The organism is Streptomyces sp. NPDC090442 (assembly GCF_044769405.1).
Lineage (GTDB): Bacteria > Actinomycetota > Actinomycetes > Streptomycetales > Streptomycetaceae > Streptomyces.
Map to the genome: position 1 here is coordinate 79,853 of NZ_JBIVXW010000020.1, position 24,852 is coordinate 104,704.

The following is a 24,852-nucleotide window of genomic DNA, read 5'->3' on the forward strand; positions in this document are numbered from 1 at the left end:
GTCGTTACGGCGTCGGGTCGTTCACGGCGTCAGCCCGCGGACGAACAGGTCGAGCAGGGCGCAGACGAACAGCGCGATGCCGATGAAGCTGTTGACCTGGAAGAACGCCCGGTTGAGGCGGGAGGTGTCGTGCGGGCGCACGATCGCGTGCTCGTAGCAGAAGGCCACCGCCACGATCACCAGCCCGATCCAGAAGAAGAGGCCGGCGCCGATGACGACGCCGTACCACGCCAGCAGCGCGGTCGTGACGACGTGGCACCAGCGGGCTCCCCAGAGCGCGCCCGGCACGCCGAAGCGGGCCGGCACGGACTTCACGCCGTTCTCGCGGTCCGCCTCGACGTCCTGGCAGGCGTAGATCAGGTCGAAGCCGCCGATCCAGATGCCGACCGCGAGACCGAGGATCACCGACTCCCAGGACCAGGAACCGGTGACCGCGAGCCAGGCGCCGACCGGGGCCATCGCCTGGGCCAGGCCGAGGATCGCGTGCGGGAAGTTGGTGAAGCGCTTGCCGTAGGGATAGACCACCATCGGCACCACGGCGACCGGCGCCAGCACCAGGCACAGCGGGTTGAGCAGCGCGGCCGCGCCCAGGAAGACCACCACGGCGATCAGCGCGCCGGTCCAGGCGGACTTCACCGAGACCGCGCCGGTGACCAGTTCGCGGCCGGCCGTGCGCGGGTTACGGGCGTCGATCTCCCGGTCGATGATGCGGTTGACGGCCATCGCGAAGGTGCGCAGGCCGACCATGGCGACGGTGACGAGCAACAGCCGCAGCCAGTGGACGTGTTGGTCCAGCCGCTGCATCGCGGTGAACGCGGCGATGTAGGCGAAGGGCAGCGCGAAGACCGAGTGCTCGATGACGACGAGTCGCAGGAAGGCCCTGGTCTTCCCCGTTTGCGGTACCGCGGCGGCAGAGGCGCTCACAGCCCGTACTCCTTCCAACGCTTCGTCACCCGCTCGGCGATCGCCGGGTCCGACTCGACCATGTCCGGCCAGCCCCCGTCGCGGGTGTAGCCCTCCTCGGGCCACTTCTTGGTGGCGTCGATACCCGCCTTGCCGCCCCAGAACTGCTGGTAGGAGGCGTGGTCGAGGTGGTCGACCGGGCCCTCGACGACGGTCAGGTCGCGGGCGTAGTCGGTGTTCCCCAGCGCCCGCCAGGAGACCTCGTGGAGGTCGTGCACATCGCAGTCCGCGTCCACCACCACGATCAGCTTGGTCAGCGACATCATGTGGGCGCCCCAGATGGCGTGCATCACCTTCTGGGCGTGCTTGGGGTACTTCTTGTCGATCGAGACGATCGCGCAGTTGTGGAAGCCGCCGGACTCGGGGAGGTGGTAGTCCACGATGTCCGGGACGATGATCTTGAGGAGCGGGAGGAAGAACCGCTCGGTGGCCCGGCCCAGCGGGCCGTCCTCGGTCGGCGGCCGGCCCACCACGATCGACTGGAGCAGCGGGCGCCGCCGCATCGTGACGCAGTCGATCTTCAGCGCGGGGAACGGTTCCTGTGGCGTGTAGAAGCCGGTGTGGTCGCCGAACGGGCCCTCCGGCAGCATCTCGCCGGGCTCCAGCCACCCCTCGATGACGACCTCGGCGTTGGCCGGGACCTGGAGCGGGACCGTCTTGCAGTCCACCATCTCGATCCGCTTGCCCTGGAGGAAGCCGGCGAAGAGGTACTCGTCGATGTCGCCGGGCAGCGGGGCGGTGGAGGCGTAGGTGACCGCCGGCGGGCAGCCGAAGGCGATCGCGACCGGCAGCCGCTCGCCGCGCTTGGCGGCGACCTGGTAGTGGTTGCGGCTGTCCTTGTGGATCTGCCAGTGCATCCCGATGGTGCGCTTGTCGTGGCGCTGGAGGCGGTAGAGGCCGAGGTTGCGGACGCCGGTCTCGGGGTGCTTGGTGTGGGTCAGCCCGAGGTTGAAGAAGGAGCCGCCGTCCTTGGGCCAGGTGAACAGCGCCGGCAGCTTCTCCAGGTCGACGTCGTCGCCGGTGAGCACGACCTCCTGGACGGGCGCCTCGCCCTTGACCTTCTTCGGGGGGACGTGCGTCATGTTCGCCAGCTTGCCGAACGCCTCGCGCACGCCCACGAAGCCGTGCGGCAGTTCGGGCTTGAGCAGCCCGCCGATCTTCTCGCTGATCTGCTCGTAGTCGCTCAGGCCGAGCGCCTTGAGGAGCCGGCGGTCGGTGCCGTAGACGTTCATGGCCAGCGGCATCGCCGAGCCCTTGACGTTCTCGAAGAGCAGCGCCGGCCCGCCGGCCTTCTGCACCCGGTCCACGATCTCGCCGACCTCCAGATACGGGTCGACCTCGGCCTTGATGCGTGTGAGGTCGCCCTCGCGCTCCAGAGCCCGCAGCAGGGAGCGAAGATCGTCGTAAGCCATGCGTTCCAGTATCCGATACGCACTACCCTGTACGGGTCACGGGGCCCCGTCGCGGGTCCGCCCGCGCGCCCAGGGGGACCGTCCACCATGCTCAGGTATCTGCCGTTCCTACTGGTGCTGGCGCTGTGGATCTACGCCTTCATCGACTGCCTCAACACCCCCGAGTCGCAGGTCCGCGGGCTGCCGAAGGTGGCGTGGGTGTTCATCATCCTGCTCTTCGGCGAGGTGCTGATCGGGCCGATCGCCTGGCTGGTGGCGGGCCGGCCGCGGGACCGCGCCCCGAACGGCCGGGGCGGCACGCCCGCCGAGTGGCACCGCAACTCCGGCGCGGCGTGGGTGGCACCGGACGACAACCCCGAGTTCCTGCGGTCGCTGCGCGAGGAGAACAAGAAGGACGAGACGCTGCTGAAGGACTGGGAGGCCGATCTGCGCCGCCGCGAGGAGGAGCTGCGCCGCAAGGAGGCCGGGCCCGGCGACGGCCCGAAGGACGCGGACGGCAGCGGCGCCGGGGGCTCCGGCGACGGACCCGGCGGCCGCAAGGGTCCCGAGGAGACCCCGCCCGCCGCGTCCTGAGCCCCCCTCACGGCCGTCCGGCCCAGCGGGCGTTGCGACGGCCGGCCGGGCGGGAAGAGTGACCGCATGGACCAGGCACCGGATCGGGACCGGCCGCGGGCGTGGGGACAGGACCGCGAGGCCGTCCGCCGCTACGGCCACATCGACGGCCACGAGGATCTGTCCGGGCACCCCGACCACCTCCAGGAGCGGGCCCGCGCGATGCTGGCGACGGCCCTCGCCGAGGCCCGGGCGGGGCTGGCCGAGGGCGGCGTCCCGATCGGGGCGGCGCTCTACGGACCGGACGGCGCGCCGCTGGGCCTGGGCCGCAACCGCCGCGTGCAGGACGGCGATCCGTCCCGGCACGCCGAGATCGTGGCCTTCCAGGCGGCCGGACGGCGGCGCGGCTACCGGGGCACGACGATGGTCACCACGCTCTCGCCGTGCTGGCTGTGCAGCGGGCTGGTCCGCCAGTTCGGGATCTCCCGGGTCGTCATCGGCGAGGCCCGGACCTTCCACGGCGGGCACGACTGGCTGGCCCGGCACGGTGTGCAGGTGGTGCTGCTGGACGACCGCGAATGCGCGGCGCTGATGCGGGAGTTCATCGGGGCGCACCCGGAGCTGTGGCAGGAGGACATCGGCGGCGTCTGAGGCCGTCGGCCCGTCGGAGCGGGGTGCCGAGGACTGACGCGTAATCCGGTGGTCCGCGGCGCCCGGCGTCGGCAGGATGGGCCGTCATGAGCCCCGGAACCCCCGCCTCCCGAGAGCCGTTCTGCCGCATCCGCGCGCTGCACACCGCCGACACCGTCACCGTCTACCAGGCGTACGCGCCGGCGCTGGGCCGCCCCGCAGCGCGCGACGGCCGCTTCCCGGCCGCCTGGAAGCGGGACCGGATGACGTGGGTCAAGCCGTCGTTCCTGTGGATGATGTACCGCTGCGGCTGGGCCACCAAGGCCGACCAGGAGACGGTGCTGGCCGTCGAGATCGCCCGGGAGGGCTTCGACCGGGCGCTGCGCGACGCGTGCCTGTCGCACCACGACCCCGCCCGGCACCCCGACCGCGCCGCCTGGCAGCGCGCGTTGCGCACCTCCCCGGCCCGCGTCCAGTGGGACCCCGAGCGCGATCTGCACCTGAGGCCGCTCCCGCACCGCTCGCTCCAACTGGGGCTGTCCGGCGCGCTGTCCCGGGCCTACGCGGACGAGTGGCTGGTCGCCGTCCGCGACGTGACGCCGCTGGCCCGGAAGATCCACGCGCTGGTGCGCGCCGGCGAGGAGGGCGCCGCCCGCGCCCTGCTCCCCGACGAACGCCCGTACCCGGCGCCCGAGGGAACTCCGGGCGTAAGCCGCGTGTCCCCGTCAATTGCCGCAAAGGCGTAGCCGGAGTGGTGCGCGAGTGGTCGTGCGCTGCGTCACGTGACGTACGGGACGTAGGGCTGACCAGCCAACTCGGGTCTGTTCACGGCCAATTGACGCGTCGTTCAGCAACCTCCCCCTGCCCGCGAAACTAGGCCACCGCCAGAGTCGGGAAGGTCCACCGAGGGCCTACGCGACTCAGGGAGAGTGGCACATATGCCGGATATGACCCGACGCAGACTCCTCGGCTCGGCGGCAGCGGCGATCGGCGGCACCGCCGCACTGTCGCTGCTGCCGCCCAGCGTCCAGAAGGCCGTCGCCGCGGGTCCCCCGCGTAACGGCTCACTGCGCGACATCGAGCACGTCGTCCTCCTGATGCAGGAGAACCGTTCTTTCGATCACTACTTCGGCACCCTCCGCGGCGTCCGCGGCTTCAACGACCCGCACGCGCTCAGGCTCTCCACCGGCCGCTCCGTCTTCTACCAGCCCGACGCCGAGAACCCCGACGGCTATCTGCTGCCGTTCCGCCTGAACACCCACACCTCCAGCGCCCAGGCCATCCCCTCCACCAGCCACGCCTGGTCGGTCCAGCACGAGGCGTGGAACGGCGGCAAGATGGACCGCTGGCTGCCCGCGCACCGCAAGGCCGACGGCATCAACGGCCCCTATGTGATGGGCTACCACACCCGCCAGGACATCCCCTTCCAGTTCGCCCTCGCCGAGGCGTTCACCCTCTGCGACAACTACTTCTGCTCGGTCTTCGGGCCGACCTGGCCCAACCGCCTGTACTGGATGACCGGCACCCTCGACCCGGGCGGCACCCACGGCGGCCCGATCCTCGACAACACCGCGCCCACGCCGTACCGATGGACGACGTACGCGGAGCGGCTCCAGGCGGCCGGTATCAGTTGGCAGGTGTACCAGGAGGAGGACAACTACGGCTGCAACCTGCTGGAGCAGTTCCAGACGTTCCGGGACGCCAAGCCGGGCACCGCGCTGTACGAGCGGGGCATGCGGCGCCGGCAGGCGGGCTCCTTCGAGGACGACGCCCGCAACGACCGGCTGCCGGCGGTCTCCTGGCTGATCCCCACCAGCCACCAGTCGGAGCACCCGGACTACCTGCCGGCCGCCGGCGCCGACTACGTGGCCAAGAAGATCGAAGCGGTCGCCTCGAACCCCAAGGTGTGGGCGAAGACCGCCTTCATCCTCAACTACGACGAGAACGACGGCCTGTTCGACCACGTGCCACCGCCGGTGGCACCGGCCGGGACCAAGGACGAGTTCGTCCAGGGCCTGCCGATCGGGGCCGGCTTCCGGGTGCCGTGCCTGATCATCTCCCCCTGGACGGTGGGCGGCTGGGCGGCCGGCGACGCCTTCGACCACACCTCCGTGCTGCAGTTCCTGGAGCGGTTCACGGGCGTGACCGAGCCCAACATCAGCGACTGGCGGCGGGACACGTTCGGCGATCTGACCTCGGCGTTCGGCTTCCGCTCCCCCACGCACCACGCACCGCGGCTGCCCCGGGACACCGCCGAGAAGCTGGCCGAGGCGCAGTGGGAGGTGGCCCACCTGCCGAAGCCGGAGCTGCCGGGCGCGGACCAGCACCCGCCGCGGCAGGAACACGGCGGGCGCAAGCGCCGCTGACACCGGCCGCGCAGACGACGGTGCCGTACGGACGACCTCGGGGGAGGCCGTCCGTACGGCACCGGTTGCGTTGGGGGTCGGGCGGGAGCTGCTCAGACGCCGGCGTAGGAGTGCAGGCCGGTGACGAAGATGTTCACGCCGTAGTAGTTGAAGAGGTAGCAGGCGAAGGCGATCAGGCCCAGCCAGGCCGCCTTGCGGCCCTTCCACCCCACGGTCGCCCGGGCGTGCAGGTAGCAGGCGTAGGCGACCCAGGTGATGAAGGACCAGACCTCCTTGGGATCCCACCCCCAGTAACGCCCCCAGGCGGCCTCGGCCCAGATGGCGCCCGCGATGATGGTGAACGTCCACAACGGGAAGACGGTGGCGTTGACCCGGTAGGCGAACTTGTCGAGCGAGGCCGACGAGGGCAGCCGCTCCAGGATCGAGGTGGCGAAGGCGCCGGGCTGCGGACCCTCCGGGTCGGCCAGCTTGGCCTCGTAGCGGTCGCGGAAGAGGAAGAGCAGCGTGGCGACCGCGCCGAGGTAGAGCACCGCGCCGGACAGGATCGCGCAGGAGACGTGGATCCACAGCCAGTACGAGTGCAGCGCGGGCACCAGCTGGTCGCTGGCGGTGTACAGGACACTGACCGCCAGGCCCAGGGTGAGCAGGACGGTGGTGACCAGCGGCAGACCGATCCAGCGCACGTTCTTCTTCAACAGCAGCAGGACGAGGTAGACGCCCACCGCGACCCCGGCGAAGGTCGTGGAGAACTCGTACATGTTGCCCCAGGGGGCACGCTGCACGGACAGCGCACGGGTCACGATGCCCCCCACGTGCAACGCCCAGGCCAGGACGGACAGCGAGATCGCGATCCGACCGTAGAGGTCGCCCTTCTCCGTGCCGCCGTGCGCGCCGGGGCCGTCGGGGACGTCCCGGCTGCCGGCCGCGGCCCGGGTGACGACCTTGGGACGCTCCAGGACCGCGGTACCCCCCCTCTGCGCACTGCGCACGGGAGCCGCCGCGACGGCCGCGGCGCCCTCAGCGGTCAGGGCGGCGGCGGACCGGCCGACCTTGCTGCGACTGCCGAACACCCACTCGGCCATGTGGGCAACGAAGGCCAGGGTGTAGATGGCCATCGCCGAATAGACCAGCACATTGCTGTTGTGAGCCAGTGTCTCGTTGGCTGCGGCAGCGAGATTCACGCGCGCGCTCCTTCGGAGGGATCAGCAGGATCGGCAGAGTCGGTGGGCTCCGTCGGGTCTTCGGCGGACGATGCGGGGGCTTCCCCGGTGTCCGGTGCGGGCGCGGCCAGCGGGGCGCTCGGGGTCAACGCGGCCGCCAGGGCGGCCAGTTCCTCCGCCACCCGGGCCGACTCGCTGCGGCCGAGGCCGGCCATCTCGACGACGGTGCCGCCGCCGTCGGCGGGCTCCGCCCGGACCCAGACCCGGCGCCGCTGAACGAACAGCGAGGCGGCCAGGCCGAGCAGCGCGCAGACCGCGCCGGCCAGCGCGAGCCCGTTGCCGGGCTGGTGGGCGATCTTGAAGCTGGCCCAGGTCTTGATGCCCTCGAAGGTGATGGAGCCCTCGCCGTTCGGGAGCTTCATCGTGGACTCGGCGTCGAGCTGGTCGGGCGTCAGCTTGGCGCCGGCGTGGCCGAGCATCTGCCCGGCGCGGTCCTTGGGCAGCAGCATCTTCTTGAAGATGTCGCCGCTGGCGTCCTTGTACTGCTTCAGCCGCTTGGTGTCGAGCTGGTAGACGTTCTGCGGCAGGCCGGAGTCCATGCCGAGGTCGCCGTGCCAGGCGTTCACCGACAGCACGGGGAAGTCGGGCGCCGGGAACTGGGAGAACATCGACCCGGAGTTCTTGCCGCCGAAGGTCGGGACGAACAGCGCCTGGAAACCGAGCTGGTTGCGCTGGTCGTCCTTGGTCCGGGCGCCGGGGACCTTCACCACGCCGGAGGAGGTGAAGTTCTTGGGGTCCTGCGGGAGGAACGGCACCGCACCGTGGTAGACGGTCTTGCCGCGGCCGTCCTTGACGGTGACGACCGGCGCGTAGCCGTGGGAGAGCAGGTAGACCTTGTTGCCGTCGATGTCGAGCGGGGTGTTCACCCGGATCGTCTGCTTGTGCTCGGCGCCGTCCGCGCCGGAGAAGTAGGTGACGTTGGCCTGGAAGGTGCGGGGGGTGCCCTTCTGCGGGCCGGTCCGCTCGTAGGTCGCGTCGAAGGAGTTCAGGGTGAAGCCGAACGGCGCCATGGTGTCGGTGTCGAAGAACGGCCCGGAGGAGAAGTCGTCGTACTGGGTGAGGCTGTTGGAGAAGCCGTCGCCCTCGACGATCAGCTTGCCGCCCTCGGACTTCCACAGGCTGCCGACGGCGAACGCCACCAGCATCACGATCAGCGCGACGTGGAAGAGGAGGTTGCCGGCCTCGCGGAGGTAGCCCTTCTCGGAGGCGACCGCGGTGCCCTCCCGACGGATCCGGAAGCGCCGCTTCCTCAGCATCCGCTCGGCGGCGTCGAGGACGTCCTCGGGCGCCGCCTCGGTGCGCCACGTGGTGTACGCGGGCAGCCGGGTCAGCCGGCGGGGGGCGACCGGCGGGCGGCCGCGGAGCTGCCCGACGAACTGCCAGGCGCGCGGCACGATGCAGCCGATCAGCGAGATGAACAGCAGCAGGTAGATCGCCGAGAACCACACCGAGCTGTAGACGTGGAACATCCCCAGCTTGTCGTAGATCCCGCCGAGGGTGGCGTGCTCGGCCTTGAACTGGTCGACCTTGACCGGGTCGATGCTGGTCTGCGGGATCAGCGACCCGGGGATCGCGCCGATGGACAGCAGGAAGAGCAGCAGCAGCGCCACCCGCATCGAGGTCAACTGCCGCCAGAACCACCGCGCCCAGCCGATCGGGCCGAGCGAGGGGAGGCTGATGTCCTCCTTGGGGGCGGTGGAGAGCTGGGATCCGGCCGCGCCGAGATCACCGCCCTGGTCGGCGGTGGAGCCCGGCTCGTCCGTGGTGTCGGTCTTGGTGGACATCAATCAGATCCCAACGGTGATGCTTTGCGTCCAGCTCTGGAGCTGCGACATCAGACTGTCCCAGACGCCGGTGACGAGGAGCACGCCGAGGGCGATCATCATGCCGCCGCCCGCCCTCATCACCCATACGTAGTGCCGCTTGACCCAGCCGAAGGCGCCGAGCATCCGGCGGAAGGCGAGCGCCACCGCGATGAACGGCAGCCCCAGGCCCAGGCAGTAGGCCACGGTGAGCAGTGCGCCGCGGCCGGCGCTGGCCTCCTGGAAGGACAGCGCGTTGACGGCGGTGAAGGTGGGCCCCAGGCAGGGCGTCCAACCGACGCCGAAGAGCACGCCGAGCACCGGCGCGCCGCTCAGCCCCATCGAGGGCTTCTTGTGGAACCGCAGCTCGCGCTGGCCGAACCGCTTCAGGAGGCCGGCGAAGGCCAGCCCGAGCAGGATCATCAGCACGCCCAGGACGCGCGAGATGACGGGCTTGTACTCCTGGAGGGTCTGGCCGAAGAACCCGAAGAGGGCGCCGCCGGAGACGAAGACGGCGGTGAAGCCGAGGACGAAGAGGCCGGCGCCGGCCAGCATCCGGCCGCGCCGGGCCTCGGCGAGGTCGGTGCCGGTCACGCCGGTGACGTAGGACATGTAGCCCGGGACCAGGGGGAGGACGCAGGGCGAGAAGAACGAGACCAGGCCGGCGAAGAGGGCCAGCGGGACGGCGGCGAGCAGCGTGCCGGTGAGGATGGTCTGGTTCTGCGCGGTGGCGGCGGCGAGCGCGATCACGCGATCACTTCTCGGCGATCAGCGGGTCGACCATCTTGCGCAGGTCGTCCTCGGCGAGCGGGCCGATCGAGCGCGCGGCGATCCGCCCCTGCCGGTCGATGGCGATGGTGGACGGGATCGCCTGCGGGTTGAGGCTGCCCTTGGGAAAGCGCAGCATCAACTTGCCCTGGGGGTCGAACAGGCTCGGGTAGGGCATCTTGTGCTCTTCCTCGAACTGGGTGGCCTGCGCCTTCTCGACGTCGCGGGTGTTGATCCCGACGAACTGGACGCCCTTGGCCTTGGTCTCGTTGGCGACCTTGGCGAAGTTGGCGGCCTCGGCGATGCAGGGGCCGCACCACGAGCCCCAGACGTTGACGATGACGACCTTTCCCTTGTAGTCCGCCACGTTCAGCTTCTTGCCGGTGGTGGTCTCGCCGGACAGGTCGGGCGCCGGCTGCCGCTCGTCGGGCTGGACGGTGTCGACGCCGTTCTTGCCCTGGACGAACCGGGTCTGCGCCGAGCCGCCGGAGGCACCGTCGCCGCAGGCGCCGAGCGTCAGCGAGGCGGCCGCCGCTCCCGCGGCGTACAGGGCGAGACGGCGGCGACTGGTGAGGCGGCGGGGGGCGCGGCTGTCACTCATGTGAAAAGTTTCGCATGGGCCAATTGCGGATCTTCCGCGCCCCCCTCGCCCCGCCACGCCCCGCGCGAAGAGCCATGTCAGACCCCCCGGAACCGCCCATTCCGGCGCGCCGCGCGGTCCGATCGACCGTCAGGCGAGGTAGCTCTTCCAGCCACCGGCCGGCCGTTCGCCGACGCCCATCCGCTGGAGCTTGCGGACGACCTGCGGATCCTGCGCGTCGAGCCAGTCGGTGAACTGCCGGAAGGAGACCAGCCGGACGTCCTTGTTCTTCTCGTTGGCGATGTGCTTGAACGCCTCCTCGACGGCGTCCATGTAGATGCCGCCGTTCCACTCCTCGAAGTGGTTGCCTATGAAGAACGGCGCGCGGTTGGTCTCGTAGGCCCGACGGAAACCGGAGATGTACGCGTCGGCGGCCTGCCGGCGCCAGCCCGGGTAGTTGGCCGGCGGCGCCTTCGTGGAGTTCTTGGACTGGTTGGCCAGGATGTTGTAGTCCATCGACAGGACCTCGAACGAGTGGCCGGGGAAAGGTATCTGCTGGAGCGGGAAGTCCCAGATGTCCTGCTTCTTGCGGGGCCACATCTGGAGGCCGCCGGGCGAGCTCGCGTCGTAGCGCCACCCCAGTTTGCGGGCGGTGGGCAGCAGGTTCTCCTGGCCGAGCAGGCAGGGGGTGCGACCGCCGACCAGTTCCTTGCGGTAGTCGAAGGGCAGCGGGTCCGCGTCGGAGAAGCCGGTGTGCGTCCGCCACTTGGTGACGAAGCCCACCGCCTGGTCTATCTCGGACTGCCACTGCTGCGGCGTCCAGTGCTTGACGCTGCCCCGGCCGGAGCAGAAGTGGCCGTTGAAGTGGGTGCCTATCTCGTGCCCGTCGAGCCACGACTGACGGACGTTGTCGAGCGTCTCCTTGATGTGGGCGTCGCTGAGGTAGCCGATGTCGGAGGCGCCGGGCTTGTTGTTCGGCGGGAGGTAGAGGTGCTTCTTCTGCTCGGGCAGGAGGTACAGCCCGGAGAGGAAGAAGGTCATGGCCGCGCCGTGGTCCTTGGCCAGCTTGCGGAAGCGGGGGTAGAGGCCGTTGCCGACCTCCCCCGCCCCGTCCCAGGAGAAGATCACGAACTGCGGCGGGGTCTGACCCGGCTCCAGCCGCTCGGGGGCGGCGGGCTGGTTGGGCTGCTTGCCGTAGTCCGAGGTCGAGCCGTCGCCTATGAGCTTGGGCCGGGCCGGCGCCGCGTTCTTCACCCGTTGACCGCCGCCGGACCCGGAACTGGAGCAGCCCGCCACGCCGAGCGCGGCGGCCGCCCCAACTCCCATGCCCAGCAGGCTTCGCCGACTGATCGCGCCCATAGCGTCGTTCCCCATCCGTGCTCGACGAACTAGATATCCATATAAACGGACATCTTTATAGAGGGCATGTCGGACGGTGAGGTTCCGTGCTATTGGCTCAGACTCTGCATTTCCGGCGAATTTGACATTTCGCCACGTGATGGCTTGTCAGGCGCCGAACGCCTTGGACCCGCCCTTCACGGGCTTGGCGCCCGCCAACAGATGGGACGGCACCAGGTCGCGCGCCGGTTCGCTGTATCCCACGGAAACGATCTTGTCACCGTGGAAGGTGAACGACGTCAGCGAGGCCAGCGTGCACTGCCGCTTCCGCGGGTCGTGCCACAGCCGCCGCCGCTCGGCGAAGCTGCGCACGATCCAGATCGGGAGCTGGTGGCTGACCGCCACCGCCTCGTGCCCGCGGGCCGCGTCCCGGGCCGCGCCGAGCGCCGCCATCATCCGGACGACCTGCTCGATGTACGGCTCGCCCCACGACGGGCGGAACGGGTTGGTGAGGTACTTCCAGTTGCCCGGCTTCTTCAGCGCACCGTCGCCCACCCCGAAGGTCTTGCCCTCGAAGACGTTGGCCGCCTCGATCAGCCGCTCGTCGGTGGCGATCTCCAGGCCGTGCGCGCCGGCGATCGGCGACGCGGTCTCCTGCGCGCGCTCCAGCGGCGAGGCCACCACGTGCGTGATGTCCCGGTCCGCGAGGTGCTCGGCGACCCGGTCGGCCATCTTCCGCCCCAGATCGGAGAGGTGGTAGCCGGGCCGGCGCCCGTAGAGCACGCCCTCGGGGTTGTGCACCTCGCCGTGCCGCATCAGGTGGACGACGGTGATCTCGTCGCCGTTCGCGTCGCCGTTGTTCATGTCACCCATCTTCCGGTCCGCTCCGCCCGTGCCGATCACGCGGTCGCCTCGGCCGCGGCCCGCGCGGCGGCCGGCAGCGCGGCGGCGATCCGCTCGATCGCCGCGTCGTCGTGCGCGGTCGAGACGAACCACGACTCGAACGCGGACGGCGGGAGGTACACGCCCTGCGACAGCATCGAGTGGAAGAAGGCGGTGAAGCGGAACGACTCCTGCGCCTTGGCCTTGTCGTAGTCCGTGACCTCGGCGTCGGTGAAGAAGACCGAGAACATGTTCCCGGCGACCTGGAGCCGGTGCGCCACGCCCTCCTTGGCCAGCGCGGCGGTGACCAGTCCGCGGACCTCCGTCGAGACCGCGTCGACCCTGGCGTACGCGGCGTCGTCGAGCAGTCGGAGCTGCGCGACGCCGGCGGCGGTGGCGATCGGGTTCCCGGACAGCGTGCCCGCCTGGTAGACCGGCCCGGCCGGGGCCAGGTGCGCCATGACGTCCGCGCGGCCGCCGAAGGCCGCGGCCGGGAAGCCGCCGCCCATGACCTTCCCGAAGGTCATCAGGTCCGGGCGGACGCCGTCGATGCCGTACCAACCGGCCCTGCTGACCCGGAATCCGGTCATGACCTCGTCGGAGATGAAGAGCGCGCCGTGCTCCTCGCAGAGGCCCTTGAGGCCCTGGTTGAAGCCGGGCAGCGGCGGGACGACGCCCATGTTGCCCGGCGACGCCTCGGTGATCACACAGGCGATCTCGCCCTGGTGGGCGGCGAAGGCGGCCCGGACCGCGTCGAGGTCGTTGTACGGCAGCACGACGGTGTCGCCGGCCTGTGCACCGGTGACCCCGGGGGTGTCCGGGAGTCCGAACGTCGCCACGCCCGAACCGGCCGCGGCCAACAGCGCGTCCACGTGCCCGTGGTAGCAGCCGGCGAACTTGATCACCTTGGCCCGGCCGGTGAAGCCGCGCGCCAACCGGATCGCCGACATCGTCGCCTCGGTACCGCTGGAGACCAGCCGCACCTGCTCGACGGGGGCGATCCGCGCCACGATCTCCTCGGCGAGCTCGACCTCGCCGGCGCCGGGCGTCCCGAAGGACGTGCCGTGGGACACCGCCTCCTGGACCGCCGCGATCACCTCGGGGTGCGAGTGGCCGAGAATCATCGGTCCCCACGAGCACACCAGGTCGACGTACTCCCGGCCGTCGGCATCGGTGAGGTACGGGCCGGTACCGGACACCATGAACCGGGGCGTACCGCCCACGGCCCGGAAGGCCCGCACCGGAGAGTTCACGCCGCCCGGCGTCACCACGGACGCGCGGTCGAACAGCGACTGCGAAACAGGGGCTTCATACGGAAAAGACACTGTGATCCTGACCTGCATATACGGGGGAGGGAGGGCGGCGGCGCGCGGACACGGCCCGGCTGGCTGGGGCGCGGGGAAGCACCCGCGGACCACCCGGCCCGCCCGCGCGATTCCCCTGCATTCCCGCTTGGTTTCTTTTTCGTTCCTCTCGCTCGCGACCGGGCGTCAGCCCCCGCGCGTCTGCGAAACTGGGGCGTCGTACGAGTAAGTCACGCAAGCAATGGTCTCAGAGGTGCACGGGGGCGTGCGGCCGGGCGTTTCACGCGCCGGTGACGGGGGAGGTCTCTGGGACGATGATCGGGTTGCGCGGCTGGGGCTGCGAGTGGTCGGGTGGAGATATGCATCGCGGTGGCGAACTGGGCGAGGGAACCAATGACCGGGGTCCCGAGCGCGCCCAGCGCGGCCGTCACCGGCGGGAGGGCGCCGAGCGCCACGGGGACGAAGACCGGTACAGGGGCACCGAGAGCATTACGGGCGGGGAAAACAGGGGCGGCCGCATGGGGGTGACGTACAAGTACTTCGGCGCGCCCAACGGCGCCACGGCCGCCCGGGTCCCGATCTCGATGCGCCCCGAGGAACTCGGCGGCGACGAGCTCGGCATGGGCGGCATGTTCACCAAGATCAAGCCGGAGACCATGGCGGCCATGGTCCTCACCGGTATAGAGGGCATACCGCTGCACAAGGTGCCCCCGCTGGAACTGGTCGTCCTCCACCCCGACTACGCCGTCGTCAAGCTCCCGATGACCGTGGTCGATCCGCTGCGCGGCGTCGGCGAGGAGTCGGTCGGCGCGGCCGCCTTCATCTGGTCCACCGTCCCCGACCGCGGCGGCCCCCGCGACGCCTTCAGCGTCTACCAACTCCTGCACGAATGGCAGGACTTCTCCCACCGCCTCCACGAGGCGGGGCACCAGGCGTACTGCCTGGTGTGGCCGTGAGCCGCCGGACGCGGTCCGCGTAAGGCCCGGCCGGGGCGGCGCCGCGGGGCCGACGCACCGCGGGTGCCGGCTCGTGGACGGGCCCTCCCTCGCGACGGGCTCACCAGGTGGGACGGGCCGAGACCCCGCCGTCCACGACGAGATCGTGGCCGGTGATCCAGGAAGCCATCGGCGAGGCGAGGAAGACACAGGCGTCGCCGACGTCCTCGGGCCGCCCCAACCGCCCGGTGGGCACGGCCCGTTGCCACCGGGCCACCCCCTCCGGCCAGTCCTCGGCCAGCCCCGGCCGCGCGATCAGCCCCGGCGAGACGCTGTTGACGCGGATCCCGTACGGCCCGTACTCCAGGGCCGCCGCCCGGGCGTGCATCACCACCGCCGCCTTGGACGCGCAGTAGTGGGCGTGGTGCGGCGCCGGGCGGTCCGCCTCGATGGAGGCGATGTGGGTCACCGTGCCGCCGCCGGCCGCGCGCAGCGCCGGCACGGCGGCCTGGGTGCAGGCGAAGACGCTGTGCACGTTGGGGTCGGCGACGGCCCGCCAGTCGGCGAGCGACATCCCGGTCAGCTCCTGGGTGGGCTGCACCCCCGCGTTGTTCACCAGCGCGGTCAGCCGCCCGCGCCACCCGGCCGCCTCCGCGACCAGCCGGTGGCACTCCTCCTCCGCGGTCAGGTCGGCGCGCAGCGCGAGCGCCCGCCCGCCGCCCCGTTGGATCTCCTCGACCAGCGCCCCCGCGGCCTCCTCGCCGGCCCGGTAGTGCGCGACCACGTCCGCACCGGCGGCGGCGAACCGCAGCGCGATGCCCCGGCCGATCCCGCCCGACGCCCCGGTGACCAGGGCCACTTGACCGGTGAGGTCGGGGAGGGCGGGGTCGGGTGCGCCCGGTCGGGGGCCGGTGTGGTCGGCGTGCGGGATGCTCGTCATGGGGTGGGGTTCTCCTTGCCGGCGGTCTTCTTGGTGCTTCTCGCTGCGGGGTGGGCCCGTCGGGTGCCGGGTGGGCCCGACGGGTGGGCGTCGCCGTCACGCTCGGCTCAACGCCCCGATCCGTGCCGCCTCTTGAGGGAAGCGCGCGGCCAACCGGCCGGCGTCCCCGTGCTCGTAGTCGGCGAAGGTGAAGCCGGGCGCCATGGTGCAGCCGAAGAGCGTCCAGGAGCCGCCGGGGGCGACCTCGGCGGCCATCCAGGTGCCGGCCGGGACCGTGAACTGCACGTGCTGACCGCCGAGTACGTCCGGGCCGAGGACGACGGTGCGGGCGGCCGCACCGCCGGCGTCACCGTGCTCGGGCAGCAGGAGCAGGGTGAGCGGGTCGCCCCGGTAGAAGTGCCAGATCTCGTCGGTCGGGAGCCGGTGCAGGGCGGAGAAGACGCCCGGCTCGGCGGTCAGCAGCATCACGATCGCCGTGCCCTCGGGCCGGCCGTCCGGCCGTTCCGGGCCGGCCCAGGTGCTGCGGTACCAGCCGCCCTCGCGGGGCAGCCGGGTCAGCCCGTAGAACGCGATCAGCTCCTGGGGGAACCGGTCGCGGGGCATCTCGGGGTGCTCGTCCATCCGCCTGGCCGCCTTCCGCTCGTCCGCCGCGCCCGGGGTCGCCCCGGTGCGCCGGTCTGTCGGTCGTCGCCTCTCCTGCCGGTGTCGCCTCACCCTAGGGGCCACGGGGGCGCGGGCCCCGGAACGAGCGGCAGAATCGGGCCATGCCCGATCACCCCACCGTCCCGCCGGAGCCCGCGCACACTCCGGCCGCCGCCAACTCCCGGCCCGTTCCCGCCCGTTCTTCCGCGCCCCCGTCCGACGCCGCCCCCTGGGACACCGTCGACGGGCTGGTGCGCTGGCTCGACCGGGAGAGCGTGCTGCCGGCGGAGCAGGAGCGGCTGCTGCGGTTCCTGAAGCTCTCGGAGGAGGCCGGCGAGGTCGCCCAGGCCGTCATCGGGGCCACCGGCCAGAATCCGCGCAAGGGCCACAGCCACACCTGGGACGACGTCCAGGCGGAGCTGTGCGATGTCATCGTGACGGCGATGGTGGCGCTGCGGACGCTGACGCCCGAGGCGCGGCGGGTCTTCGAGGCCCATCTGCGGCGCATCGCGGGGCAGGTGCCGGACGGGGGCGCGGGGCCGTCGGCCTGAGCCGTCGGCCGCCGCGCCGCCCCAACGGGGGCCGCCGCTACGGTCGTTCGGCCGTCAGATAGCGCTGGATGGTGGGGGCCATCCAGGCGACGAGCTCGTCGTGGCTGAAGTCGACGGCGGGGCCGAAGTGCAGGACGTAGCGGCACAGCGCCATGCCCAGGATCTGCGATCCGACCAGGGCGGCGCGGGCCGGCGCCTCCTCCGGCACCGTGCAGACCGCGTCGAGCATCGGGCGGACCTGCTCGGTGAAGACCTGCCGCATCCGCTCCGCGCCGGCCTCGTTGGTGACGCCGACGCGCATCATGCCGGTGAGCGTCTCGTCGCCCTCCCAGAGCTCGATGAAGTGGCGGACGAGCCGGGCGCCCCGCTCCCCGACCGGCACCGCGGCGAGGTCGAGGGCGGGCACGCGGATCGCGGAGGCGGCGGCGAAGAGGCCCTCCTTGTTGCCGTAGTAGCGCATCACCATCGACGGGTCGATGCCGGCGTCCCGGGCGATGGCGCGGATGGTGGCCCGCTCGTAGCCGTCGGCGGCGAAGCGGTCCCGGGCGGCGGCGAGGATCGCGGCGCGGGTGGCGTCGGAACGGCGGGGGCGGGGGTGGACGCCGGCGTCGGGGGCCTCGGGGACGACGGGGACGGGGCCGTTGTCGACCTCCGGCCGGACCTCGGGGGCGCCGGAAGAAGCGTCGGCGGGGGTGGCGGAGAGAGCACGTTCGACCATGCCAACAAATGTAGGCCAACAACCGTTGACACGCGAGCCGTGGACACCATACGCTTTTGCCAACAAGCGTTGACCAACATGCGTTGGCAGGAGGCGACAGTCATGGATGCCCTCAACCGCAAGCCAGGAGCCACCCGCGGCGACAGCGAGAGCCACGCCGTCGGCAGAGCGGACGCGCGCCCGACCGACGCCGCGCCGACCGGGCGGGACGCGGACGCGATCGTGGTGGGCGCCGGCCCGACCGGGCTGCTGCTCGCCGGCGATCTCGCCGAGGCCGGCCTGGCCGTCACGCTCCTGGAGCGCCGGGAGCGCACCACCAGCAATCTCAGCCGGGCCCTGGCCGTGCACGCCCGGTCACTGGAGCAGTTGGACGCCCGCGGACTCGCCGACGAACTGGTCGCGGGCGGCCATCGGCTCGCCGGGCTCCAGTTGTTCGGGATGGCGACGCTGCCGATGGCCCGGCTCCGCTCCCGCTTCCCCTTCGTCCTGATCACCCCGCAGTACGAAATCGAGCGCCTGCTGCTGCGGCGCGCCGAGCGGGCCGGCGTCACCTTCCGGTACGGCTCCGAGGTGCTGGGCCTGGACCAGGACGCGGACGGCGCAACGGTCCACTTCCGGGCGGCCGTTGGCGCGAACGGCGGCCCGGGCGACGGTCAGGGGCACGGCGGCGCGGAGCACGGCGGCGCGGGCGACGGCCTCGGGAGCCTGCGTGCCGCCTATGTGGTCGGCACCGACGGGGGCCGCAGCTCCGTCCGCGAGGCGATCGGCCTGCCCTTCCCCGGCAAGGCCGTCATCCGCTCCGTCGTCCTCGCCGACGTCCGGCTGGCCCAGCCCCCCGCCTCCCCCTTCACCGTCAACGCCACCCCGGACGCCTTCGGCCTGATCGCCTCGTTCGGGGACGGCTGGTACCGCGTCATCGGCTGGAACCGCCACGCCCAGGCCGCCGAGGACGCCCCCGCCACCCTGGGCGAGGTCCGCGAGGTCACCCGCCTCGCCTTCGGCACCGACTTCGGCCTGCACGACGCCCGTTGGGTCTCCCGCTTCCACAGCGACGAGCGGCAGGCCCCGTCCTACCGCGTCGGGCGGGTCTTCCTCGCCGGTGACGCCGCGCACGTCCACTCCCCGGCCGGCGGCCAGGGGATGAACGTCGGCCTCCAGGACGCGGCCAACCTCGGCTGGAAGCTGGCGGCGGTGTTCCGGGGCCACTCCCCCGACAGCCTGTTGGACAGCTACCAGGCGGAGCGTCATCCGGTCGGCAAGACGGTGCTGCGCAGCAGCGGTGCCATCATCCGGCTCGCGCTGATGCGCTCCGCCCCCGCCCGGGCGCTGCGCGGCCTCGGCCTGCAGCTCCTCCGGCGGGTGCCGGCGCTGCCCCGCCGGGCGGTCGGCAGCCTCTCCGGCATCGACCTCGCCTACCCGGCCGGCCCCGGCGCCCATCGACTGGCCGGCCGGCGCGCCCCCGACATCCGCCTCGCCGGCGGCGGCCGACTCTACGAGCTCCTCCGGCAGGGCAAGTTCGCCCTGATAACCCCCGAGCACGAGCCGCCGACGGACGCATCGGCGACGGACGCACCGTCGTCGGACGCGCCCCCGGTCCCCGCCCCCGACCGGTTGGTCACCGCCTCCTGGGCGAGCGACCGCACGACGGCCGTCCTGGTCCGCCCCGACGGCTACATCGCCTGGGCCACGGACACCACCACCCCCACCGAGCGCACCGCCGAAATCCGCACCGCCCTCGCCCACTGGACCGGCACCGCGACGGCCCCCACCATCCCCCAACCCCGGCCCGCCACCGCACCGTTCACCCCCTTCGCCCCGTCCACGACCTCCGCCCCCTCCGAGCCCTCGACACGCTCCGGGCGCTCCGCGCCTTCCGAACAGATATGACCCGCTGCCGCCCCGGCCCGCTCGCTCTGGGCCGCTCGCCCCACGCCGCTCGCCCCGGGGGCAGCAGGACCCCGTTCCCTCACGGGAGGGTGCGGGACCGGAGGGGTGGGTGTTCGGACGTAAAGCGAAGCAGCCCGAACACCCACCCCGGAGGCCCCGCACCCGGCACCCACCACGACGGCAGGGAGGCGCACCACACAAAAACCGGCCCCGACGCCAAAACCGGTCCCGACGCCGCACCGCCCAGCAGCCCACAGCCCAGCCCCTGGGCCGCCGAGACCCGAGGCCGCGCCCCAAGGCCGAGGCACCGGCCACCGGCCACCGGCCACCGGGCACCCGCATACCGGACCGCCAAGACGCCGGCCCGCCGGCGTTCTCTACGCTGGGCGGCATGCTCGTCGCCCGCTCCGCCGCCCTGTTCATCGTCGCCGCGCTCTTCGAGATCGGCGGTGCCTGGCTGGTCTGGCAGGGGGTGCGGGAACACCGGGGCTGGGCGTGGATCGGCGCCGGGGTGATCGCCCTGGGCCTGTACGGCTTTGTCGCCACGCTCCAGTCGGACGCCCATTTCGGTCGGATCCTCGCCGCGTACGGCGGGGTGTTCGTCGCCGGGTCGCTGCTCTGGGGCATGGTCGCGGACGGCTACCGCCCCGACCGCTGGGACGTCATCGGCGCGCTGGTCTGCCTGGCCGGTATGGCCGTGATCATGTACGCCCCCCGCGGCCACTAGACGAACGAGCGCGCCCCGCCCCGGTCCCCCGCGCCGGGGACGCCATCAAGCCTCGGGGCCGAAGCGGGAAGCGCACACCCACCGACCGCCAACGCACCCTCCACCACTGCATATCCTGACCACAGACGCATCACCCACACCACAGGACACGTTCCGCACCGCGGGTCGCGAACCACGCTGCCGCGCACGCACCGCACCACGGTCCATGCGCGGCGCCGCAGTTCACGTGCCGCACCGCGGCTCGGCTCACTGTCCACCCACACCGTGTAGAGGGAGAGCACCATGACCGCCGACACCGCCGGCCTCCGTACCGCCGTCGTCACCGGAGCGAGCAGTGGCATCGGTGCCGCGACCGCCCGGGCCCTGGCCGCCGCCGGCTACCGCGTGGTGCTCACCGCCCGCCGCAAGGACCGGATCGAGGCCCTCGCCGCCGAGTTGCCACACGCCGAGGCGTACGCGCTCGACGTCACCGACCGCGCCGCCGTCGACGCCTTCGCTCAGGAGATGGACCGCTTCCCCTCGATCGACGTCCTGGTGAACAACGCCGGCGGCGCGCTCGGTTCGGAGACGGTCGCCACCGGTGACCCGGCCGACTGGCGCGCGATGTACGAGGTCAACGTGCTCGGCGTGCTGCACATGACGCAGGCGCTGCTGCCCGCACTGACGGCCTCCGGCGACGGCACCGTCGTCGTCCTCTCCTCCACCGCCGGGCACGCGACGTACGAGGGCGGCGGCGGGTACGTGGCCGCCAAGCACGGCGCCCATGTCATCGCCGAGACGCTCCGCCTGGAGCTGTGCGGGCAGCCGGTGCGGGTCATCGAGGTGGCCCCCGGCATGGTCAAGACCGAGGAGTTCGCCACCACCCGCTTCCGCGGCGACACCGACAAGGCCGCCCGGGTCTACGAGGGCGTGGACGCGCCGCTCACCGCGGAGGACGTCGCCGACACCGTCGCCTGGGCGGTCACCCGCCCCCCGCACGTCAACATCGACCTGCTCGTCGTCCGCCCCCGCGCCCAGGCGTCCAACACCAAGGTGCACCGCGGCAATTGAGACAAGAGGCCCGGGGCGGGGCGCCCCGACAGCGCCCCGCCCCGGGCCGGTTCCGAGCCCGCCCGGGCCCGACCCGGCGCCCTCCTGGCCCTCACCCCTTGACGCACACCACCTGCTTGAGCTTGGCGACGACCTCGACCAGGTCCCGCTGCTGGTCCATGACCTTCTCGATCGGCTTGTACGCGCCGGGGATCTCGTCGACGACCCCGGAGTCCTTCCGGCACTCCACGCCCCGGGTCTGCTCCTCCAGGTCGCGCGTGGAGAAGCGCTTCTTCGCGGCGTTCCGGCTCATCTTCCGACCGGCGCCGTGCGAGGCGGAGTTGAAGGACGCCGGGTTCCCCAGTCCCCGGACGATGTACGAACCGGTGCCCATCGAGCCGGGGATGATCCCCAGGTCGCCGCTGCCGGCCCGGATCGCGCCCTTGCGGGTCACCAGCAGGTCCATGCCGTCGTAGGTCTCCTCCGCCACGTAGTTGTGGTGGCAGGAGATCACCGGCTCGAAGGTCGGCCGGGCCTTGGGGAACTCCTTGCGGACGACGTCCTGGAACAGGGCCATCATCACGTCACGGTTGTGCCGGGCATACTCCTGCGCCCAGAACAGGTCGTTGCGGTAGGCCGCCATCTGCGGGGTGTCCGCGACGAAGACGGCGAGGTCGCGGTCGACCAGCCCCTGGTTGTGCGGCAGGTTGCGGGCCTGCTCGATGTGGTGCTCGGCCAGTTCCTTGCCGATGTTGCGGGAGCCGGAGTGCAGCATCAGCCAGACCGCGCCGCTCTCGTCGAGGCAGAACTCGATGAAGTGGTTGCCCGAACCCAGCGAACCGAGCTGCTTGGCGGCCCGCTCGTGCCGGAACCTGACCGCCTCGGCCACCCCGTCGAAGCGCGCCCAGAAGTCGTCCCAGCCCGCGGTCGGGAAGCCGTGGATCCGGCGCGGGTCGACCGGGTCGTCGTGCATCCCCCGGCCCACCGGGATGGTCCGCTCGATCCGGGAGCGCAGCCGGGACAGGTCGTCGGGCAGGTCGTCGGCGGTGAGCGAGGTCCTGACCGCGCTCATGCCGCAGCCGATGTCCACGCCGACGGCGGCCGGGCAGACCGCCCCGTTCATCGCGATGACCGAGCCGACGGTGGCCCCCTTGCCGAAGTGCACGTCCGGCATGACGGCCAGGCCCTTGATCCACGGCAGCGTGGCGACGTTGCGCAACTGCTGCATCGCGACGCCCTCGACCGTGGACGGGTCGGCCCACATCCGGATCGGCACCTGGGCGCCGGGCACTTCGGTGTACGACATGGCTGAACTCTTCCCCCGGAAATCCGAAAAACGCACTATGCGGACAATACGTCCGATCCTGGACGGCGAACCGGCGTTCACGGCTCGACGTGCGGTACACATTGTGTCCATCGGCCGCCGCCCGGCGGCAACCACATTTCCGCGGGAGAGGAGCCACGAACGGTGCCGCGCAAATCGTTCGTACCGGGTGCCGCGCTGCTGGTCACCGCAGCCCTGGCCGCCGGCCTCACCGGCTGCTCCGGCGGTTCCACCACCGACACCAGCGGCGGCGACGGCAAGGGCGGCGACGCCACCGCCGCCAGCCAGTCCGCCCAGCCCGGCCGCTACCAGACCCTGCCGGAGCCCTGCACCCTCCCCTCGCGCAGCACCCTGCGCGACATGCTGCCCGGCGACGGCCAGCAACCGTCGCAGGCGGACGCGGAGAAGATCCTCGCCGGCCGGGCCGACATCACCTACGACACCGACCGCCGGGTCGGCTGCCAGTGGGCACGGGAGACCACCGCGGGCACCCGCCACCTCACGCTCGACATCCAGCGCGTGGTCTCGTACGACGCCGCGGTCAGCGACGACGACCGGGCGCAACAGCTCTACTCCGACAAGGAGAAGGCCGCCAAGATCCCGTCCGCCGGCACCGAGGCCGCCTCGCCCTCAGCGTCCCCGAAGGACCAGCCCTCGGACCAGCCCAAGCCCGGGGACAGCGCCACGGGCAAGGACACCGGCGGGAAGAAGGCGGACGGTTCGGCGGACAAGGGCTCGCCGTCGGCCAGCCCGTCCGACGCCCCCTCCGCCCCCGCGTCGAACCCCGGCGGCCCGCTCGCGCCGCGCGTCCTGGACGGCCTCGGCGACGTGGGCTTCCTCAACGACCAGCTGATCACCGCCGACTCCGGCGTGCACCGCGACATCACTGTGGTCTTTCGCACGTCGAACGTCATCGTGACGCTCACCTACGACCAGTGGTCCACGGACAAGACGCGACTGCCGGAAAGCCAGGAACTGCAGGACAAGGCCCGTTCCCTGGCCGGCGAACTGGCCGACAGGCTCAGCGAATAGCACCGTAAGAGCAGATCGCCACGAAGAGGGTATTGATACCGCTTTCGCCCGATTCGCCCCGTCGGTCAATCGCCGCGAAACGACCACTCGCCTCGCTGCGCCGCGTACCGTGCCCTTGGACCCGTCCCGACCGGTGGGGCGGGTCGTCACGTTCCACAAGGGTCCGCAACGACTCGACGACGACGAACAGCGAAGGAACCATGCACCGATCAGCCAAGCGACTCGCCAGCCTCCTCACCTGCGCAGCAGTACCGGTGCTGCTCGTCGCCGGGTGCTCCGGCTCGGACAGCAAGAGCTCCGGTGGCAGCACTCCCTCCGGCTCGTCCAGCGCCACGGGCTCGCCGTCGCCGACCGTCGCGGCGGCCAAGTTCAAGAAGCTGCCGAACCCCTGCGAGGCGTTCTCCAAGGACACCATCAACAAGATGCTGCCCAAGGTGAAGGACGCCGCCGGCAACCAGGGCAAGTCCACCGACGCCAACGCCCGCGGGGCCTGCTCCTGGAGCAGCTCGGACGAGCAGGGCGTCGACGGCACCCAGTTCCGCTGGCTGGACGTCGCCTACCAGCGCTACGACTCCGACCCGACCGTCGGCTCCGGCGACAAGCGCGCCACGGACTTCTACACCCAGCAGATCAACGACGCCAAGGGCACCCAGGGCGCCAAGAAGGTCAACGCGGTGGCGTCCACCGGCACCGGTGACGCGGCCACCGCCATCACCTACGACATCTCCAAGGACGACAACGACTTCAAGAACACGACGGTCGTGGCGCGCACCGCCAACATCGTCGTGACGGTCAACTACAACGGCGCGGGCATGGCCGGGGCCGACTCCCCCAACGGCAACGACCTGCTGAAGGCCGTCCAGGCCGCCGCCAAGGAGGCCGTCGCCTCGGCGGCCAAGGCCAACGGCGCCTGACACGTCACAGGACCGTCGGAGGAGACCCTCCGACGGTCCTGTGCGGCAAGCGGCTCCGGCCTGGCGGGAGTTGGCGCCTGAAGGCGCCGGTGGGCACCTTCAGGCGCCCTGGCCGCCCGAAGCGCCCTCCGCCGCCTTCCCCTTGCGGTTGCGGTCCCACTCCTCCCAGCCCAGCAGGGCGACGCCGACGGCGAAGATGCCGGCGTAGACGGGCGTCGACAGGTCGACGAAGTGGTGCAGCACGCCCCAGGGGCCGTCGAAGAAGAGCCGGCCGACGAGGCCCAGGCCGCCCTGGAGCATGACGATGAAACCGATGATTCCCCTCATAGAGCCATC

Annotated in this window: 25 protein-coding genes; 11 read left to right on the top strand and 14 right to left on the bottom strand. The window is 71.7% G+C overall.

Translation table 11 applies throughout. The features are described 5' to 3' along the window. Positions 1-21 precede the first annotated feature (21 nt). Positions 22-924, bottom strand: coding sequence for a menaquinone biosynthesis prenyltransferase MqnP (mqnP, locus tag ACIQU6_RS16610; RefSeq protein ID WP_403482333.1), 903 nt, complete (start codon positions 922-924; stop codon positions 22-24). After that, complete coding sequence (locus tag ACIQU6_RS16615) at positions 921-2,375, bottom strand: menaquinone biosynthesis decarboxylase (protein ID WP_403482334.1); 1,455 nt, start codon at positions 2,373-2,375, stop codon at positions 921-923. Before ACIQU6_RS16615 ends, mqnP begins: the two co-directional genes overlap by 4 nt. An 87-nt stretch (positions 2,376-2,462) precedes the next feature. On the opposite strand from ACIQU6_RS16615, the gene ACIQU6_RS16620 reads away from it, so the two are divergent. From ACIQU6_RS16620 to ACIQU6_RS16635, 4 genes are all read left to right on the top strand, one after another. After that, positions 2,463-2,948 (top strand): PLD nuclease N-terminal domain-containing protein, encoded by a 486-nt coding sequence (locus tag ACIQU6_RS16620; RefSeq protein WP_403482335.1) that lies wholly within the window; start codon positions 2,463-2,465, stop codon positions 2,946-2,948. A gap of 66 nt (positions 2,949-3,014) precedes the next feature. Further along, positions 3,015-3,578 carry a nucleoside deaminase gene (locus tag ACIQU6_RS16625; RefSeq protein WP_403482336.1) on the top strand — a complete coding sequence of 188 codons (564 nt, stop codon included), beginning with the start codon at positions 3,015-3,017 and terminating at the stop codon, positions 3,576-3,578. A gap of 86 nt (positions 3,579-3,664) precedes the next feature. Next, positions 3,665-4,303 (top strand): DUF4291 domain-containing protein, encoded by a 639-nt coding sequence (locus ACIQU6_RS16630; RefSeq protein ID WP_403482337.1) that lies wholly within the window; start codon positions 3,665-3,667, stop codon positions 4,301-4,303. A gap of 192 nt (positions 4,304-4,495) precedes the next feature. Then, positions 4,496-5,923, top strand: a complete 1,428-nt coding sequence (locus ACIQU6_RS16635; protein ID WP_403482338.1) for an alkaline phosphatase family protein — start codon at positions 4,496-4,498, stop codon at positions 5,921-5,923. 92 nt (positions 5,924-6,015) lie between these two features. Here the strand turns inward: ACIQU6_RS16635 and ccsB are convergent, their stop codons facing one another. The 7 genes from ccsB to hemL form a co-directional block, all read right to left on the bottom strand. Beyond that, on the bottom strand, positions 6,016-7,104 hold the full coding sequence (gene ccsB, locus ACIQU6_RS16640) for a c-type cytochrome biogenesis protein CcsB (RefSeq protein ID WP_403482339.1): 1,089 nt from the start codon (positions 7,102-7,104) through the stop codon (positions 6,016-6,018). Then, positions 7,101-8,927 (bottom strand): cytochrome c biogenesis protein ResB, encoded by a 1,827-nt coding sequence (locus ACIQU6_RS16645; RefSeq protein ID WP_403482340.1) that lies wholly within the window; start codon positions 8,925-8,927, stop codon positions 7,101-7,103. The genes ccsB and ACIQU6_RS16645 overlap by 4 nt, the downstream gene beginning before the upstream one ends. Positions 8,928-8,930: 3 nt before the next feature. Continuing rightward, complete coding sequence (locus ACIQU6_RS16650) at positions 8,931-9,692, bottom strand: cytochrome c biogenesis CcdA family protein (protein ID WP_403482381.1); 762 nt, start codon at positions 9,690-9,692, stop codon at positions 8,931-8,933. 7 nt (positions 9,693-9,699) lie between these two features. Then, positions 9,700-10,314: a TlpA family protein disulfide reductase gene (locus ACIQU6_RS16655; protein ID WP_403482341.1), complete on the bottom strand. Its 615-nt coding sequence runs from the start codon at positions 10,312-10,314 to the stop codon at positions 9,700-9,702. Positions 10,315-10,443: 129 nt separating this feature from the next. Then, the gene (locus ACIQU6_RS16660; protein ID WP_403482342.1) at positions 10,444-11,652 is read right to left on the bottom strand and encodes a hypothetical protein; all 1,209 of its coding nucleotides are present in this window, start codon (positions 11,650-11,652) and stop codon (positions 10,444-10,446) included. A gap of 147 nt (positions 11,653-11,799) precedes the next feature. Next, positions 11,800-12,495: a histidine phosphatase family protein gene (locus ACIQU6_RS16665; RefSeq protein ID WP_403482343.1), complete on the bottom strand. Its 696-nt coding sequence runs from the start codon at positions 12,493-12,495 to the stop codon at positions 11,800-11,802. A 35-nt stretch (positions 12,496-12,530) separates the two neighbouring features. After that, the gene (hemL, locus tag ACIQU6_RS16670; RefSeq protein ID WP_403482344.1) at positions 12,531-13,856 is read right to left on the bottom strand and encodes a glutamate-1-semialdehyde 2,1-aminomutase; all 1,326 of its coding nucleotides are present in this window, start codon (positions 13,854-13,856) and stop codon (positions 12,531-12,533) included. A 320-nt stretch (positions 13,857-14,176) separates the two neighbouring features. Here hemL and ACIQU6_RS16675 point away from each other — a divergent pair, with 320 nt between their 5' ends. Beyond that, positions 14,177-14,773 carry a hypothetical protein gene (locus ACIQU6_RS16675; RefSeq protein WP_403482345.1) on the top strand — a complete coding sequence of 199 codons (597 nt, stop codon included), beginning with the start codon at positions 14,177-14,179 and terminating at the stop codon, positions 14,771-14,773. 100 nt (positions 14,774-14,873) lie between these two features. Here the strand turns inward: ACIQU6_RS16675 and ACIQU6_RS16680 are convergent, their stop codons facing one another. Together ACIQU6_RS16680 and ACIQU6_RS16685 are read right to left on the bottom strand one after the other, a co-directional pair. Continuing rightward, complete coding sequence (locus ACIQU6_RS16680) at positions 14,874-15,692, bottom strand: SDR family NAD(P)-dependent oxidoreductase (RefSeq protein ID WP_403482346.1); 819 nt, start codon at positions 15,690-15,692, stop codon at positions 14,874-14,876. Between the two features lie 96 nt (positions 15,693-15,788). Then, a complete protein-coding gene (locus ACIQU6_RS16685; protein ID WP_403482347.1) occupies positions 15,789-16,313 on the bottom strand; it encodes a cupin domain-containing protein in 525 nt (174 codons plus the stop codon). Between the two features lie 143 nt (positions 16,314-16,456). Here ACIQU6_RS16685 and ACIQU6_RS16690 point away from each other — a divergent pair, with 143 nt between their 5' ends. Beyond that, entirely contained in the window at positions 16,457-16,885 is a 429-nt protein-coding gene (locus tag ACIQU6_RS16690) for a MazG-like family protein (RefSeq protein ID WP_403482348.1), read from the top strand. Positions 16,886-16,922: 37 nt separating this feature from the next. On the opposite strand, the gene ACIQU6_RS16695 is transcribed toward ACIQU6_RS16690, so the two are convergent. Beyond that, complete coding sequence (locus ACIQU6_RS16695) at positions 16,923-17,603, bottom strand: TetR family transcriptional regulator (protein WP_403482349.1); 681 nt, start codon at positions 17,601-17,603, stop codon at positions 16,923-16,925. 102 nt (positions 17,604-17,705) lie between these two features. Between ACIQU6_RS16695 and ACIQU6_RS16700 the strand changes: the two genes are divergently transcribed. The 3 genes from ACIQU6_RS16700 to ACIQU6_RS16710 all read left to right on the top strand — a co-directional run bounded on the left by ACIQU6_RS16700 (position 17,706) and on the right by ACIQU6_RS16710 (position 21,267). Continuing rightward, positions 17,706-19,490: an FAD-dependent monooxygenase gene (locus ACIQU6_RS16700; RefSeq protein ID WP_403482350.1), complete on the top strand. Its 1,785-nt coding sequence runs from the start codon at positions 17,706-17,708 to the stop codon at positions 19,488-19,490. Positions 19,491-19,881: 391 nt separating this feature from the next. Next, positions 19,882-20,217 (top strand): YnfA family protein, encoded by a 336-nt coding sequence (locus ACIQU6_RS16705; RefSeq protein ID WP_403482351.1) that lies wholly within the window; start codon positions 19,882-19,884, stop codon positions 20,215-20,217. 282 nt (positions 20,218-20,499) lie between these two features. Next, entirely contained in the window at positions 20,500-21,267 is a 768-nt protein-coding gene (locus tag ACIQU6_RS16710) for an SDR family oxidoreductase (protein ID WP_403482352.1), read from the top strand. 91 nt (positions 21,268-21,358) lie between these two features. Here ACIQU6_RS16710 and ACIQU6_RS16715 read toward each other — a convergent pair whose 3' ends face one another. Then, positions 21,359-22,552: an RtcB family protein gene (locus ACIQU6_RS16715; RefSeq protein ID WP_403482353.1), complete on the bottom strand. Its 1,194-nt coding sequence runs from the start codon at positions 22,550-22,552 to the stop codon at positions 21,359-21,361. Positions 22,553-22,714: 162 nt separating this feature from the next. Here ACIQU6_RS16715 and ACIQU6_RS16720 point away from each other — a divergent pair, with 162 nt between their 5' ends. After that, positions 22,715-23,602: a hypothetical protein gene (locus ACIQU6_RS16720; RefSeq protein ID WP_403482354.1), complete on the top strand. Its 888-nt coding sequence runs from the start codon at positions 22,715-22,717 to the stop codon at positions 23,600-23,602. 200 nt (positions 23,603-23,802) lie between these two features. Continuing rightward, positions 23,803-24,516 (top strand): DUF3558 domain-containing protein, encoded by a 714-nt coding sequence (locus ACIQU6_RS16725; RefSeq protein WP_403482355.1) that lies wholly within the window; start codon positions 23,803-23,805, stop codon positions 24,514-24,516. Positions 24,517-24,615: 99 nt separating this feature from the next. On the opposite strand, the gene ACIQU6_RS16730 is transcribed toward ACIQU6_RS16725, so the two are convergent. Next, the gene (locus tag ACIQU6_RS16730; protein ID WP_403482356.1) at positions 24,616-24,843 is read right to left on the bottom strand and encodes a hypothetical protein; all 228 of its coding nucleotides are present in this window, start codon (positions 24,841-24,843) and stop codon (positions 24,616-24,618) included. Positions 24,844-24,852 lie beyond the last annotated feature (9 nt).